The following is a 13,463-nucleotide window of genomic DNA, read 5'->3' as shown; positions in this document are numbered from 1 at the left end:
CGTTCCTATCCCTCTTTCTTGTCAGAAGCCTGCGCGCCCTGCGCATCCTCTGCTTTCTTCTGCATCTGGGCTGCAGTTCCCAGCATGACTTTCATGCCTGCCGCGAAGCCCAACAATATGAACAGCACCATGAATATCGGCTTGGTCCCCAAAAGACTGTCCAGCCCGTATCCGATGCCAAAGCCGATCACCAGACCGACTGTAAGCTCTATGACCATCTGCCAAGCGAACGATGCTTGGTTATAGGCCTCGTCTCCGGTTTTCGTTTCGTCCTCTTCCCCTTTCGCCGCTTGGATGCGGGCTTCGAGCTCTTTTAAGCGCTCGGGATCGGGGGCGTCGGGCACGAAAATTCCTCCGGTGACAGTTAGGGCATGTGCTAAGGGGTGGGGGGGCATGAGTCAACGGCGTTTAGCGCCAACAGGAGAAACCGCAAGCCGTTGTAATAATAGGATTTTATTTTCCGAATGGATTTGCAAGCACCCCAACGGCACCCCCAGCGCCCGGATTCAGGCCAAAAGCGCTTATTTAACCGATTGGTTGACGATCAGGCCGGCGCAGCCTAGGGCCATAGACATGGAAATCCGCCTTGACCTTGTCTTCGCCGCCCTGTCCGACCCGACACGCCGTGCCATTCTGACCATGCTTCTGGAAGATGACATGGCGGTCACTGACGTGGCCGAACCGTTCGAGATGTCGCTGGCTGCGATCTCGAAACATCTGACGATCTTGTCCCGTGCAGGACTGATCGCGCAGGAAAAGCGCGGCCGTGTGAAATGGTGCAAACTGGATCCCGGCGCACTGCGCGAGGCATCCGTTTGGATGCAGGGGTTCGGGCAATTCGAGCCGGTAAATCTGGATGCGTTCGAGCGGTTTCTGGAAGAAGAGCTGCGCGACGACAGTATTTAGTCGGGCAAGCTGACCGCTGGATCCGTCGCGGCCCAGTTCTTCGCGGCCTCTTTAAGCCAAGACAATACGGCCTGCACCTTCGCGGTACGATGAAGGTCGACATGTGTCACCAACCAAAAATCCGACCGCCATTCCGGCTGGGGCGGCATAATCTCGATCAGATCCGGGTGCTCTCCTCGCACAGCGAACCCGATGCCGGCGCCCGAAAGCAACGCCTGCTGCATCGACACGTCATCAGTAACACGAAAGGTGACGTTCTCGTCAGGGATGTTCTTGGCCATCCAAAGTGCGAACGGAGCGCGCGAATGAACTTCGTCCCCACCTATGAACCTGTGCTTGTCCAACGTATCCTCTGTCGGCAGCCCATAGCGCTGAACATAGTCGGGTGATGCATAGAGTGAGAGGTCTAGGCGCAGAAACCGCTGTGCGACATTGTCAGGCTCTTGCGGGGCTTGACCTGCACGGATCGCCACATGGGCTTCTCCATACTCCAGACGGAACAGGCGCAACCCGGTGCGCAGACGGATCAGTGTGTTTGGATGCGCGTGTTGGAACGCCGCTAGAACCGGCGTCAGCCGTGGTGAGAAAGACGCAAGTGCCGTGATCACGACCTCACCCGAGACATCCTCGCCCTGCCCTTTCAAGCGCGTGCCCAACTGCGCAAATTGCTCCTCGGTTGTCGAGGCGATGCGCGCCAGGTCCGCCCCAGCCTCGGTTGGGGTATAGCCGCGGGCATGGCGCTGGAAGAGTTTCACACCCATTCGGGCCTCAAGCGAATCTACATGTCGGATCACCGTGGCATGGTGAATGCCCAAACTGTCAGCTGCCCCGCTGACGGTGCCAGCGCGTGCCACATGATATGCCGTGCGGATTTCGTCCCAATGGTCCATGTAATCCCCGTTTGATGGATATGTGCATTATCACACACAATGTGTTGATTAACCCAGATTGCGTTTGGAAATGCAAGAGCACACATTCTCCTCAACAGACACACAACCCCGGAGACATCCCATGCATATCCTTCGTATCGACAGCTCGACCCGCACCGAAACTTCGCTTTCGCGCAAACTGGCAGACGACGTTCTTGCCCGTTACGCGGATGCTTCTGTAGCTACCCGCAACCTTGGCGACGGCATCCCGCATATCGACGCTGATTTCACCCGCGCAACCTTTACCCCGCCCGAAGCCCGCAGCGATGCCGACAAGGCTGCCCTTGCCCTGTCGGACGAAATTGTGGCCGAAGTTCAGGCCGCAGATCTGATTGTGATCTCGATGCCGGTTTACAACTTCTCGGCCCCCTCGACCCTGAAAGCGTGGATCGACCAACTGGCCCGCGTCGGCGTGACCTTTCACTACACTGAGAACGGCCCGGTGGGTCTGTTGGAAGGTAAACGCGTGATCGTGGTGAGTGCCTCGGGTGGTACGCCGGTGGGTGCACCCTTTGAATTTGCCTCGCCCTATCTGACCCATGTTCTGGGTTTCATGGGCCTGACCGACGTGTCCTTCGTGGGCGCTGCGGGCGAAGCGGGGCTAGCGGATGCCGAACAAGCCATCCAAGCGCTTGCGGCCTAAGATCCCTTCAATATCTTGTTATGAAACGGGGCCGTCTGCGGCCCCGTTTCTGTTTGGACGGCATTGCATGGACAGCCCCTGCAATTGCGGGCAAGATTTCCCAATGTGTGGAAGATTGATTGCAGGCGAGATGACGCAGGCCCAAATGGCGGCCATTATCGAGGGGTTCATCTACCCAAGCCGATCCGTCGTGATTGCCAGCAACGCGCCGCCCGCCGCGACTGGATATAATGTGAAGCCCACCCAACAGGTGAATATCCTGTTCCCGCAGGGGGAAAACCTGATCGCCTCGACCGCGCGTTGGTGGCTGGTGCCGCATTGGTTCAAGGGGCCGGCGGAAGAGTGGAAGGCCACCACCTTCAACGCCAAGATCGAAACCGCGCACGAGAAACCCACTTTTCGCGAGGCGTGGCGCCACGCCCGTTGTGTGATCCCCGCCCAAGGATATTATGAATGGAGCGGCCCGAAATCGGATCGCCAGCCCAACTACATATCACTACAGCAGAATGATCCGCTGACGCTGTTTGCTGGATTGCGCAGCACATTGTCCGATGGTCGCGAGACGTGCACCATCCTGACCCGCCCTGCCCTGCCCGAGATCCACGACTTGCATCCAAGGATGCCGGTACTGCTTTCGGCCGAGGAAGCCGCCCAGTGGATGGACCACTCTGCCCCGGACGATGAAATTCGCGCGGCGTTCGGCACCCATTGGACGGGGCGTTTCCAGTCGCATCAGGTGGCGAAGTTCGGCATGAAAGATGATGGCCCGCAGTTAATCGAACCCGTCGGCACCGGCAGTTTCGACTTCGGGGACTGACGGCACAAAAAAGCCGCGCAGATTTCCCTGCGCGGCCTGGTCTTTGTGGTTGAAGCCGAAGCTTACATGCCCAAAGCGCCTTTGATCTGATCCAGCGCGACCTGCAGAATGGCCGGGTTGTTGGCGGCGGCATCAGCAGCCGCTTTCAAAGCGGTCTTGGTCGCATCATCCAGAGACGAACCATCGATCAGTTCGCCAACTTTAGCAGCGTCAAACCCTTCAGGGGTCAGCAGCTCTTTCGCCATCGCCATCGTACCACCTTCTTCTGCAGCCGCTTCTTCGGTTGCAGCGTCGGCAGCGGGCTCGGCAGCATCACCGGTCACAGCTTCGGTCGCAGCGGCAGCAGCGTCTTCCACGGCGCCAGTAACAGCTTCAGTCGCAGCTTCGGTTGCGGCGCCCAGCGCTTCAGTTACAGCGGCACCTTCGCCCACAACGTCAGTCACAACGTCACCAACTGCTTCCATTGCGCCCTCTACAGCTTCGGTTGCAGCTTCAGAGGCAGCAGCCGTAGCAGCTTCAGCGGCGGCAGCAGCTTCAGCGGCGGCAGCGGCGGCAGCAGTCTGCGCAGCTTCTTCAGCAGCGGCGGCTTCGGCGGCAGCAGCTTCTTCTGCGGCCTTGGCTTCGGCTTCAGCAGCGGCAGCGGCCTCAGCGGCGGCTTCCTCGGCAGCTTTGGTTTCTGCAGCAGCGGTTGCAGCAGCCTCTTCGGCAGCCATTTTAGCCTGATTGCCTTCGTACCACTTGTATCCGCCGAAGGCAGCAACAGCTGCAACCAGAAGCGCGATAATGGATTTGTTCATGTCGACATCCTCGTTTGTCATCTGCACAAGACCACTGGATCGGTCTTGCCATCGCCATCGGATGTGCGCGCTTGACCACGAAGGTGCAAGGGGAGTTTCCCAGTTTCGGCATCAAAACGCTTAGAAAACCCAAACTATCGGCTTGAAAGCGGCGCGGCGCACCTTTACGTTTCGCCTCCATAGTTTAGCGAAACCACAGAAGGAATGGCACAATAGCCCGCAGACCTCATAACGCGCCCCCGACGCGCGACACCGGCCCACGCATCAACGATCGCATCCGGGCCCCGGAAATCCGCCTGATTGGCGCCGAAGGCGAAAACGTTGGGGTTGTAACCCCTGCGCGCGCGCTTGTAATGGCACAAGAAGCAGGTCTGGATCTGGTCGAGATCTCGCCAAATGCCAATCCGCCCGTCTGTAAGATCATGGATTTCGGCAAGTTCAAATATGAACAACAAAAGCGCGAATCCGAAGCACGCAAGAAGCAGAAGACGATCGAGGTCAAAGAGGTCAAGTTCCGTCCGAACACCGACACTCATGACTATGACGTCAAGATGCGCAACGTGGTGAAGTTCTTGGAAAAAGGCGACAAGGTCAAAGTGACCCTGCGTTTCCGTGGCCGTGAAATGGCCCACCAGAACCTTGGCCGTGAACTTTTGCTGCGCGTGGCAGAAGACATCAAAGAACTGGGCAAAGTGGAAAACATGCCCAAGATGGAAGGCCGTCAGATGGTCATGATGATCGGCCCGCTGCCGAAATAATCCCACCTAACATCGACTTTGAAACGCCCTGCCTTCGCAGGGCGTTTTTCGTTATGCCCAACTTATCCGCTGGGCCCTCACTTTGCCTACTTCTGGATGCTCTCCAGATAATAGACCAGCGATAGGATACGTCCTCGCACTTCGTAAACAGCGCTTAGGTCGCCCACCATTCCATCCTCTTTCGCAGATTGGTCCGAGAACTGATCGCCCCAAACAGGCATATCCGATCCGTGTGCCATCACACCTGTACGGCCATCGACCATATGAACCACCTTCAGGAAGGGAAACTCCCCGTCATTTCTTTGGGAAATAGTGGTCAGGTCAGGAACACTCATATTCAGAACATCGCCCAAGGGGCCATTCCCGTCAGCCTGCGCTCCGTGACATGAAGCGCAATAACTCAGATACTGATCCTCACCCGGCATATCTGCCAGAACAGTCTGAGCCATCAACCCGCTTGCGAAAGTGATCGTTGCGGTGATTTTTGACAAGTACTTCAACATGATCCGTCCTCCTCATCGTTCGCGCGACGCTGGATTCAGCGGTTCAGGGGCTTTATTCACCCACTTATACTTTAGCACTATTGAATGTGTTCGCTTTGATTCAGAGCAACTCTAGCCCTCCCTGCACTTTCAAACATCAAACCGCCTTGAACCTGCAGGACGAATTTCCTTTGCTGATAGGCCTGTTCCGCTTTCGCCTTGTCGCTGCCATCGCTAAGTTGAAGCAATGGAAGATCTATCGTTCATCATCTTGCCGCTAACTTTGTTGGCGACCGCTGTCATGGCAGCCTCAGCCTCGATACAAGCGCATCGCGCCGAAATGGATGCCTTTGGCGCAACGGTTCTCGCGATTGCAACCGGGATGGGCGGCGGCACCTTGCGCGATCTGTTTCTAGGATTAACGCCCGTCTTCTGGATCAACGACCTGCGCTATATGGCCGTGGCGATCCCCGTCGCGCTTTTGGGGTTCCTTCTGGCCAGCCGCATTTCCCCTGGATCGGGCCAGCGTCTGAGCGTGCTTTTGCATCTGGATGCCATCGGGCTAGCTTTGTTCACCCTGACCGGGTTGCAGGTTGCGCTGAATGCGGGCGTTCATCCGCTGATGGCCATCGTATTGGGCTGCATCACCGGCACCGCTGGCGGCATGATCCGGGATCTTCTTTGCAACATGACGCCGAGCCTGTTGAAGGAAGACCTCTATGCCACGATTTCGCTGGCCGGGGGCGGCATCTTCATCGCTCTTTTGCCGATGATTGGCGAGACACCGGCCCTTGCGGTCAGCTTCCTGTCGATGCTTTTGGCAAGGGTCGTCGTTCTGGCCCATGCCCGTAGGACCGGGGCGAACACGACCTAACGCGGGCGGCGATGGCGGGCCACAAGCTCGGCCATGATGGATACAGCGATTTCCGCCGGGCCAAGCGCGCCAATGTCCAGACCAACCGGGCCGTGAATACGGCGCAGATCCTCGGGTCCATAACCACGTTCCGAAAGTCGCTCTAGCCGTTGCCCCTGCGTGCGTCGTGAACCCAGTGCGCCGATATAGAACGCCTCCGATTTAAATCCAGCTTCAAGCGCGGGATCATCTATCTTGGGATCATGCGCCAAGGTGACAATCGCAGTGCGATGGTCGATGCCGATTTGGGGCAGAACGTCGTCTGGATAATCGTCAAAGATGGCCACGCCAGGGAAGCGATCCGGGGTCGCAAAGGCTTCGCGCGGGTCAATCAACACCACATCGAACCCGACGATTTGCGCCATGGGAACCAACGCCTGTGCCACATGAACGGCACCCGCGATAATCAGGCGGAGCGGCGGTTCATGCGTGTGAATATAAAGCCCGTCAACAATCCCAATCTCGACCTCGCTGTCACGCGTGTCACGTAATCGCCGCGCCCAGCCGCCCAACGCAACCTCATAGGTCACGCGAGTCCGCGCGGCGCGTGCAGCGACGAGCCGTTCCAACAGATCCACCGGGATCCCATGCCCAACACCCAAGCCCTCGCCCACAGGTTCGACCAGCACTTTGATCTCGCCCCCACAGGCCAGCCCGGCAGAAAACGCATCCTCGCCCGTCACGCCGAACTCCAGCAGATCCGGCAACCCGGTGCGCAACGCCTCTTGCGCTTCGATCACCACTGCGCCCTCGACGCAGCCGCCGGACACCGAGCCCTCGATCTCGCCGCTCTTAGCAATCAACATCTGACTGCCACTAGGTCGGGGCGCACTGCCCCATGTGGACACCACAGTGGCAATCGCCACCTGCCGCCCTTGGGCGATCCAGTCCAGAGCCAGTTCAGGGATTCGGTCGAAGGATGATGGGGAATGGGTCACGGTGGCCTCGTGCTTGATTTCGCTGAATGTGGGTCTTCTGCCCCACTCGCGCAAGAGAAAGGGCCGCACAAGGCGGCCCGTTTCATTGGATTGCGTCAGTCGTGATTACTCGGCAGGTGCCGGTAGAGCATCGCCGCGCGGAGCTTCAGGCACTGCAAAGGCTACTGCAACAAAGACCAGACCCAGCACGATCCCAAGCACATCGCCCGGCATGGCCATCAAGCCCTCGAATTTCGAACCCGGAACGGTGCCCAATGTCACCTTGCCGCCAGCGATCGCATCCAGCATCCCTGTGGCTTTTACGGACGGATAGGTGATCATGTAAGCCGCTGCACCCAATAGGCCGCCGAGGATGAAGAACAGCGCATCTTTGCGGCCCGTGGCCGCTGCACAGACTCCGGTGCCAGGGCAGAAACCCGACAGCGCCCAGCCTGCACCCAGCAGAAGACCACCAACGAATACACCGGCATAGGCGGTTTTGACTGACATGTGACCTACGTCCACAAGGCCAGCCATCTGACCACCGAACATCAGGATCGAACCGACGCCGATGGCCAGCAGGATCGCCTTCATGAGGCCCAGAGACCGCAGGCTCAGCATACGGATCAGGATTGTAGGGTTTGTGGCGCCAATGCGATCAAGGACGAAGCCGAAGAGCGCACCGATTACGAGAGCGAGAACAATTTGCATGGCTTATCCTTTCTTATACATCATCATGGCGACAGGAACGGCCGCGGCAAAAGCGCCAGCCGCGAAGATGTAGCCCGACAAGGCGGTCTGCATCATGCCCGACATCATGTGGCCCGAGGTACAGCCCCCGGCCAGACGCGCGCCGTACAGCACAATGAAACCGCCAATAAAGGCGATGGCATAGCGCTTCATCGGCGTGTCGCCGAAATTGTCATAGTGGATCGCGGGCAGTTTGTTTTCGTCCGCACCATTGCCTCCGCGTAGTATCGCCGACAGGAGCGCACCGACCATCATCGCGATCACGAAGATGAAGCTGTAGTTCAGCGGGTTCGCGACTGATTTGGCGTACTTGCCGCCGGATTTCGCAAGATAGGCGTTGGTGGACGTGTAACCATCATCAGTTTTCGTCACCATCTCCGGGTTCACGACATCCGCGATGATCCCATCAAGGATCACGAATTGCGTCGAGACCCCGATGGGTTTGACCAATAGGACGGCTAGGAAGAACACAAGGCCCAGCGCCATCCCTCCAATTTTCCAGTTCAGCGTCATGGGACACCTCCTTCACATTCATTGGTGCGAATATGTTTCATTGCAAATGATACAATTGTCAAGACGTGTCGCATCGAAACGCGGTTAAACTGGTTTTAACCAAACGAGTCCCATGCTGGGTTCATGAAACAGATTCGCACCCCCCTGACCGGAACCCCTCTTGTCCTGCCACAAGCCAGCCACCCGTGCGGCACGGCGCAGGACATGCCCCTTCACCCCGCTGACGAACTGGCCCAAATTCGGGCCGAGTTGAAACGCCTACATCAGCGCGAGGACGCGTTGCGACGGTTCTTTCGCGAAGACGCGGGCGAGCAGGATTTCATTGGCGACACCCATGATGTCACCGTGATTTCACATAAAAAACGGGTATTTGACCCGTCGAAACTGCCCCAATCCATCCTGTCCAATCCCAAGTTTTATCGGGACGAACTTCGGACGCTGATCTCGTCAATCGAGAAGCCGCTAGCCTTGCTCTATCAATCGATCCCGCCAGGGGCCGGCGACTATCAGGAAGACCTGATGGAGAAACCAGAGGTGGAGGCGGTGCTGATCTAAAGCATCCGCGGGGCAATCCTTATGCCCCAAGACACGCTTTCCTCTGGACCATACCGGCGGGGCTGCGCTATGCCATGCTCCGATGACCCAGACACTTACGATCCGCCGCCCCGACGACTGGCACCTGCATCTGCGCGATGGCGAGATGTTGAAAACCGTGCTGCCCGAAACTGCGCGCCATTTTGCCCGCGCAATTGTCATGCCGAACCTTGTGCCGCCTGTGGTGACCAAGGCCGATGCCGCCGCCTATCGCGACCGCATCATGGCGGCCTTGCCCGGCGGCATGTCGTTCGAACCCCTAATGACGCTTTATCTGACCGAGGATACGGACCCGGAAGATCTGGCCGCTGCCCACGCATCAGGCCTGATCACGTCTGTGAAACTGTACCCGGCTGGGGCCACGACGAACTCGTCCAGCGGCGTGCAAAACTTCGACAAGGTGCGCCCGGTGCTGGAAAAGATGGCCGAAATCGGCTGTCCTCTGTGTGTCCACGGCGAAGTCACCGACCGCGAGATCGACATTTTCGACCGCGAGGCTGTGTTCATCGACCGCGTGCTCGACCCAATCCGCCGCTCCACACCCGAACTGCGTGTGGTGATGGAACATATCACCACCAAGGACGGCGCAGATTACGTCAAAGCAAACGACAGCAAGCTGGGCGCGACCATCACCGTTCAGCATCTGATCCTTGATCGCAACGACATGTTGGTCGGTGGTATGCGCCCACATTATTATTGTCTGCCGATCCTGAAGCGCGGCGAACACCGCGAAGCGCTGATTGCTGCAGCCACCTCGGGCGACCCGCGCTTCTTCCTTGGCACCGACAGCGCCCCGCACCCGACCCACGCCAAAGAGAGCGAATGCTGTTCAGCCGGCTGTTTCACCGCACCCAACGCCCTGTCGATCCTGGCCCACGCGTTCGAAGCCGAAGGCGCGCTGGACAAGCTGGAGGGCTTCACCTCGCTGCACGGCCCCGCCTTCTATGGCCTACCGGTGAACGAGGACTCCATCACCCTGACCAAGGGCGATGCGCCCGTCACCTATCCCGCGACATTGCCGGCGGGTGACCACACCGTCACCACTTTTGACCCCGGCTTCCCGCTGCACTGGCGTGTCGACGCCTGATCCGAACATAAGGACCGCTGCCCATGATCCCCTCCACTTTCCCCGCGAAAGAAGAAATCGCCCGCCTGACCGCCCGGATGCTTCTGGAAATCGGCGCTGTGAACTTCAACACGGATGAACCGTTTACGCTGGCCTCGGGCCTGCCCAGCCCCAGCTATATCGACTGCCGCAAGCTGATCAGCTTCCCGCGCATCCGCTCGACGCTGATGGATTTCATGTCGGTGACGATCATGCGCGAAGCTGGGTTCGAGGCGTTTGACAACATCGCAGGCGGTGAAACCGCAGGCATCCCCTTCGGCGCTTGGGTCGCCGAACGTCTGGCCCTGCCGATGACCTATGTGCGCAAGAAGCCCAAGGGTTACGGCAAGAACGCCCGCATCGAAGGCGCGATGGATGACAGCCAGCGGGTGCTGCTGGTCGAGGATCTGACCACCGATGGCGGCTCGAAACTGTCCTTCGTGGATGCGATTCGCGACACCGGGGCCACCTGTGGCGCCACTGCCGTGATCTTCTACTACGACATTTTCCCCGAGACGGAAAAAACCCTGTCCGATCATGGCGTTCAGTTGATCCATCTTTGCACTTGGTGGGACGTTCTGGCCGAAGCCAAGGCGCAGGGCGCCTTCTCGGACGAAACTTTGGACGAGGTGGAACGCTTTCTTAAGGATCCGCGCGGCTGGCAAGCCGAGCGCATGAAATCCGAATAGTCACACCATATTATGACCTTATTTTGCAGGATCCTACCAAATATGGTAGGATCCTGCGGGTCTGATTTATCCACACGTTACTCACAGAAACATACATTTTGCGTCGGCACGCCCGAACACGTAAAACAGCGGCCTAAGGGACAGGTGGCGATGAACGAGATCAGCAATATCCAACAAGGTGTAGAATCCGGTGATGGCGAAGTGCAGGACAGCCTGCCCCACCACATCGAAGCCGAACAGCAGCTTTTGGGTGCCATCCTGACCAATAACGACGTGTTCGATCGCGTCGCCTCGATCATCAATGCCGGTCATTTCTACGAACCCGTTCACGCGCGCATCTGGGAAATTGCCGCCAGCCGTATTTCCAAGAACGCACTGGCCAGCCCGGTCACACTGAAAGCGTTCATGGAGGATGACGAGGGCCTTAAGGAACTCGGCGGTCCTGCCTATTTGGCACGCCTTGCGGGCGCTGCGATCTCCAGCTTTGCCGCACGTGACTATGCGCAGATGATCTATGACCTCGCCATCCGTCGCGAGCTGATCCAGTTGGGTCAGGATATCGCGGCCAAGGCGCAGAAAGTCGACATCTCGTCTGAGCCGAAGGAACAAATCGTCGAGGCCGAACAAGCTCTTTATAAACTGGGCGAAGCAGGGCAGACAGAAAGCGGCTTTCAAAGCTTCCTAAAGGCCGTAACTGAAGCCGTTCAAGTCGCCAACGCCGCCTATCAACGCGAAGGCGGAATGGCCGGGATTTCGACCGGCCTGGCCGATATGGACGGGAAATTGGGTGGTCTTCACCCGTCTGACCTTCTGATCCTTGCGGGTCGTCCCTCGATGGGGAAAACGTCGCTTGCGACCAACATCGCCTTCAATGTCGCCAAAGCCTATAAGAAAGGCACCAAGCCCGACGGGACCGAGGGTGCAATTTCCGGAGGCGTTGTCGGCTTCTTCTCGCTCGAGATGTCGGCCGAACAGCTTGCCGGCCGTATTCTGGCGGAAGCATCCGAGATTTCGTCGCACAAGATCCGTCAGGGTGACATGGACGAAAACGAATTCCGTCGTTTTGTCCAAGCCGCCAAGGATCTGGAAAGCTGCCCGCTGTTCATCGACGATACGCCTGCGCTGCCGATCAGCCAGTTGGCGGCCCGCGCCCGCCGACTAAAACGGACGCATGGTTTGGACCTTCTGATTATCGACTATCTGCAGCTCTGCCGCGGTATGGCTGAAAATCGCGTGAACGAGATCGCCGAGATCTCGATGGGCATGAAAGCGATCGCCAAGGAACTCAACATCCCCGTCATCGCCCTGTCTCAGTTATCGCGTCAGGTGGAGAGCCGTGACGATAAACGCCCGCAACTTTCTGACCTTCGGGAATCGGGCTCGATCGAGCAGGACGCCGACGTGGTCATGTTCGTCTTCCGTGAGGAATACTATAAGGAACGCGAAAAGCCCGGCGATCACGAGCTTGATCGCATGGCCGCATGGCAGGACGAAATGTCCAGCCTGCACGGCAAGGCCGAGGTCATCATTGGCAAGCAACGTCACGGCCCCATCGGCACGGTCGAGCTTTCATTCGAGGCGCAGTTCACCCGTTTCGGGAATCTGGTCAAGGCGTGGCAACAGGGTTCAAGCGACGAGTTCTGATGATCACCGGGGTGAACCACATCACTCTTGCGGTGAGCAACCTCCAACGATCTACTTGGTTTTACTCGGAAATTCTCGGCGGCGCCCTGCGCGCCGACGGGAAACGTGGTGCTTATCTGGAGCTTGGCAACCTGTGGCTCTGCCTCACCCTCTCAGACGACCCGATCCAACCGCGCAGTGACTACACCCACATCGCGCTCGCCTGTTCAAACGAGGATTTCCAAATTCTCGCCAAACGGATCACAGACCACGCGCGGCTTTGGCAAGACAACAGATCCGAGGGCGCGTCGCTTTATTTTCTCGACCCGGACGGCCACAAGCTGGAACTGCATTCAGGCGATTTGAACACCCGCCTCACCCACTACCGCGCTCGACCAAACAGCCCGATACGCGTCTACAACTAACCTCTATTTTCTTACCCAAAGTATCCTGGGGTAGCGTCAAATCAAAGATTTGGCGCAAGGGGCAAAGCCCCTACAGGCTCACGAAGTGAGCCACCGCCCCTATCGATGATACCGGGTCACCATCCGGTAATCCTTACGCGGCCCCGACACCGACCACACGGAGGACCACTGCGGCCAATCTCCAAAATTGTAGGATACGTGATACATATCAGGATCACACCAGTGATCCGCCGCCGGCAATTGGCCTTCAAAATCGAAAATATGAAAGTCGCGGCCGTCCTCAAACAACACTTGAACGCGTCCTTCCGCCACCTCTCGCCAGTGATAGATACGGCTGGCCGCGAAACTGGCACCGGTAGCAGTCACCAGCACCCCGTCTTCACGATAAAGCAGCCCCTCTGGCTCGGCTACAAACAGCGCGGTTCCGGTCAATCGGTGTGTCACACCCGCTTTCTCGACGATCTCGCGATCTATGCACCATTCCCCCAGAAAATCCGCGATCTGCACCCTATTTCCCTCGTTTTGGTCGCAAACATGGGCCCGGCGCGCCCATTCGCTGCACGCATCCCTTGTTCGCTGCATCGCGGCAGTTTATGAGAAGC

At 58.2% G+C, this 13,463-nt stretch carries 18 protein-coding genes; 10 read left to right on the top strand and 8 right to left on the bottom strand.

The window, feature by feature from the left end:
• Positions 1-5: 5 nt before the first annotated feature.
• Positions 6-344, bottom strand: a complete 339-nt coding sequence (locus tag ACP15F_RS03285; RefSeq protein WP_424939417.1) for an AtpZ/AtpI family protein — start codon at positions 342-344, stop codon at positions 6-8.
• A 229-nt stretch (positions 345-573) separates the two neighbouring features.
• On the opposite strand from ACP15F_RS03285, the gene ACP15F_RS03280 reads away from it, so the two are divergent.
• The gene (locus ACP15F_RS03280) at positions 574-906 is read left to right on the top strand and encodes an ArsR/SmtB family transcription factor (RefSeq protein WP_424939416.1); all 333 of its coding nucleotides are present in this window, start codon (positions 574-576) and stop codon (positions 904-906) included.
• Here ACP15F_RS03280 and ACP15F_RS03275 read toward each other — a convergent pair.
• Positions 903-1,796 carry a LysR family transcriptional regulator gene (locus ACP15F_RS03275; RefSeq protein WP_424939415.1) on the bottom strand — a complete coding sequence of 298 codons (894 nt, stop codon included), beginning with the start codon at positions 1,794-1,796 and terminating at the stop codon, positions 903-905. The genes ACP15F_RS03280 and ACP15F_RS03275 overlap by 4 nt on opposite strands.
• A gap of 121 nt (positions 1,797-1,917) precedes the next feature.
• Here ACP15F_RS03275 and ACP15F_RS03270 point away from each other — a divergent pair, with 121 nt between their 5' ends.
• On the top strand, positions 1,918-2,478 hold the full coding sequence (locus ACP15F_RS03270; protein ID WP_424939414.1) for an FMN-dependent NADH-azoreductase: 561 nt from the start codon (positions 1,918-1,920) through the stop codon (positions 2,476-2,478).
• 103 nt (positions 2,479-2,581) lie between these two features.
• A complete protein-coding gene (locus tag ACP15F_RS03265) occupies positions 2,582-3,295 on the top strand; it encodes an SOS response-associated peptidase (RefSeq protein WP_424939413.1) in 714 nt (237 codons plus the stop codon).
• A 62-nt stretch (positions 3,296-3,357) separates the two neighbouring features.
• Here the strand turns inward: ACP15F_RS03265 and ACP15F_RS03260 are convergent, their stop codons facing one another.
• Positions 3,358-4,092, bottom strand: coding sequence for a hypothetical protein (locus ACP15F_RS03260; RefSeq protein ID WP_424939412.1), 735 nt, complete (start codon positions 4,090-4,092; stop codon positions 3,358-3,360).
• A gap of 212 nt (positions 4,093-4,304) precedes the next feature.
• On the opposite strand from ACP15F_RS03260, the gene infC reads away from it, so the two are divergent.
• Entirely contained in the window at positions 4,305-4,850 is a 546-nt protein-coding gene (gene infC / locus ACP15F_RS03255) for a translation initiation factor IF-3 (RefSeq protein ID WP_142854724.1), read from the top strand.
• A gap of 86 nt (positions 4,851-4,936) precedes the next feature.
• Here infC and ACP15F_RS03250 read toward each other — a convergent pair whose 3' ends face one another.
• Positions 4,937-5,353, bottom strand: coding sequence for a c-type cytochrome (locus tag ACP15F_RS03250; protein ID WP_424939411.1), 417 nt, complete (start codon positions 5,351-5,353; stop codon positions 4,937-4,939).
• 226 nt (positions 5,354-5,579) lie between these two features.
• Between ACP15F_RS03250 and ACP15F_RS03245 the strand changes: the two genes are divergently transcribed.
• A complete protein-coding gene (locus ACP15F_RS03245) occupies positions 5,580-6,206 on the top strand; it encodes a trimeric intracellular cation channel family protein (RefSeq protein ID WP_424939410.1) in 627 nt (208 codons plus the stop codon).
• Here ACP15F_RS03245 and ACP15F_RS03240 read toward each other — a convergent pair.
• The 3 genes from ACP15F_RS03240 to ACP15F_RS03230 all read right to left on the bottom strand — a co-directional run bounded on the left by ACP15F_RS03240 (position 6,203) and on the right by ACP15F_RS03230 (position 8,425).
• The gene (locus ACP15F_RS03240; protein ID WP_424939409.1) at positions 6,203-7,183 is read right to left on the bottom strand and encodes an XdhC family protein; all 981 of its coding nucleotides are present in this window, start codon (positions 7,181-7,183) and stop codon (positions 6,203-6,205) included. The genes ACP15F_RS03245 and ACP15F_RS03240 overlap by 4 nt on opposite strands.
• Before the next feature lie 105 nt (positions 7,184-7,288).
• On the bottom strand, positions 7,289-7,873 hold the full coding sequence (locus ACP15F_RS03235; RefSeq protein WP_424939408.1) for a DUF6691 family protein: 585 nt from the start codon (positions 7,871-7,873) through the stop codon (positions 7,289-7,291).
• A gap of 3 nt (positions 7,874-7,876) precedes the next feature.
• Positions 7,877-8,425, bottom strand: coding sequence for a YeeE/YedE thiosulfate transporter family protein (locus ACP15F_RS03230; protein WP_424939407.1), 549 nt, complete (start codon positions 8,423-8,425; stop codon positions 7,877-7,879).
• A 123-nt stretch (positions 8,426-8,548) separates the two neighbouring features.
• On the opposite strand from ACP15F_RS03230, the gene ACP15F_RS03225 reads away from it, so the two are divergent.
• From ACP15F_RS03225 to ACP15F_RS03205, 5 genes are all read left to right on the top strand, one after another.
• A complete protein-coding gene (locus tag ACP15F_RS03225; RefSeq protein WP_424939406.1) occupies positions 8,549-8,980 on the top strand; it encodes a hypothetical protein in 432 nt (143 codons plus the stop codon).
• An 82-nt stretch (positions 8,981-9,062) separates the two neighbouring features.
• Positions 9,063-10,106, top strand: a complete 1,044-nt coding sequence (gene pyrC / locus ACP15F_RS03220; protein WP_424939405.1) for a dihydroorotase — start codon at positions 9,063-9,065, stop codon at positions 10,104-10,106.
• A gap of 23 nt (positions 10,107-10,129) precedes the next feature.
• A complete protein-coding gene (locus ACP15F_RS03215) occupies positions 10,130-10,813 on the top strand; it encodes an orotate phosphoribosyltransferase (protein ID WP_424939404.1) in 684 nt (227 codons plus the stop codon).
• Between the two features lie 150 nt (positions 10,814-10,963).
• Positions 10,964-12,457 (top strand): replicative DNA helicase, encoded by a 1,494-nt coding sequence (locus tag ACP15F_RS03210; protein ID WP_424939403.1) that lies wholly within the window; start codon positions 10,964-10,966, stop codon positions 12,455-12,457.
• Positions 12,457-12,861: a VOC family protein gene (locus ACP15F_RS03205; RefSeq protein WP_424939402.1), complete on the top strand. Its 405-nt coding sequence runs from the start codon at positions 12,457-12,459 to the stop codon at positions 12,859-12,861. Before ACP15F_RS03210 ends, ACP15F_RS03205 begins: the two co-directional genes overlap by 1 nt.
• A 99-nt stretch (positions 12,862-12,960) precedes the next feature.
• On the opposite strand, the gene ACP15F_RS03200 is transcribed toward ACP15F_RS03205, so the two are convergent.
• A complete protein-coding gene (locus tag ACP15F_RS03200) occupies positions 12,961-13,368 on the bottom strand; it encodes a DUF6314 family protein (RefSeq protein WP_424939401.1) in 408 nt (135 codons plus the stop codon).
• Positions 13,369-13,463 lie beyond the last annotated feature (95 nt).

This window comes from Aliiroseovarius sp. S253 (genome assembly GCF_049800855.1).
GTDB lineage: Bacteria > Pseudomonadota > Alphaproteobacteria > Rhodobacterales > Rhodobacteraceae > Aliiroseovarius.
Note: the sequence above shows the minus strand (reverse complement) of the source record. Positions and strands in the feature narration are given on the sequence as shown.

What these genes read in the sequence shown, in the direction of transcription:
- ACP15F_RS03265 (WP_424939413.1), top strand. Translation starts at nt 2,582, where the DNA reads ATGTGTGGAAGATTGATTGCAGGCGAGATGACGCAGGCCCAAATGGCG.
- ACP15F_RS03235 (WP_424939408.1), bottom strand. Translation starts at nt 7,873, where the DNA reads ATGCAAATTGTTCTCGCTCTCGTAATCGGTGCGCTCTTCGGCTTCGTC.
- ACP15F_RS03275 (WP_424939415.1), bottom strand. Translation starts at nt 1,796, where the DNA reads ATGGACCATTGGGACGAAATCCGCACGGCATATCATGTGGCACGCGCT.
- ACP15F_RS03210 (WP_424939403.1), top strand. Translation starts at nt 10,964, where the DNA reads ATGAACGAGATCAGCAATATCCAACAAGGTGTAGAATCCGGTGATGGC.
- ACP15F_RS03245 (WP_424939410.1), top strand. Translation starts at nt 5,580, where the DNA reads ATGGAAGATCTATCGTTCATCATCTTGCCGCTAACTTTGTTGGCGACC.
- ACP15F_RS03215 (WP_424939404.1), top strand. Translation starts at nt 10,130, where the DNA reads ATGATCCCCTCCACTTTCCCCGCGAAAGAAGAAATCGCCCGCCTGACC.
- ACP15F_RS03230 (WP_424939407.1), bottom strand. Translation starts at nt 8,425, where the DNA reads ATGACGCTGAACTGGAAAATTGGAGGGATGGCGCTGGGCCTTGTGTTC.
- ACP15F_RS03205 (WP_424939402.1), top strand. Translation starts at nt 12,457, where the DNA reads ATGATCACCGGGGTGAACCACATCACTCTTGCGGTGAGCAACCTCCAA.
- ACP15F_RS03270 (WP_424939414.1), top strand. Translation starts at nt 1,918, where the DNA reads ATGCATATCCTTCGTATCGACAGCTCGACCCGCACCGAAACTTCGCTT.
- pyrC (WP_424939405.1), top strand. Translation starts at nt 9,063, where the DNA reads ATGACCCAGACACTTACGATCCGCCGCCCCGACGACTGGCACCTGCAT.
- ACP15F_RS03250 (WP_424939411.1), bottom strand. Translation starts at nt 5,353, where the DNA reads ATGTTGAAGTACTTGTCAAAAATCACCGCAACGATCACTTTCGCAAGC.
- ACP15F_RS03280 (WP_424939416.1), top strand. Translation starts at nt 574, where the DNA reads ATGGAAATCCGCCTTGACCTTGTCTTCGCCGCCCTGTCCGACCCGACA.
- ACP15F_RS03225 (WP_424939406.1), top strand. Translation starts at nt 8,549, where the DNA reads ATGAAACAGATTCGCACCCCCCTGACCGGAACCCCTCTTGTCCTGCCA.
- ACP15F_RS03260 (WP_424939412.1), bottom strand. Translation starts at nt 4,092, where the DNA reads ATGAACAAATCCATTATCGCGCTTCTGGTTGCAGCTGTTGCTGCCTTC.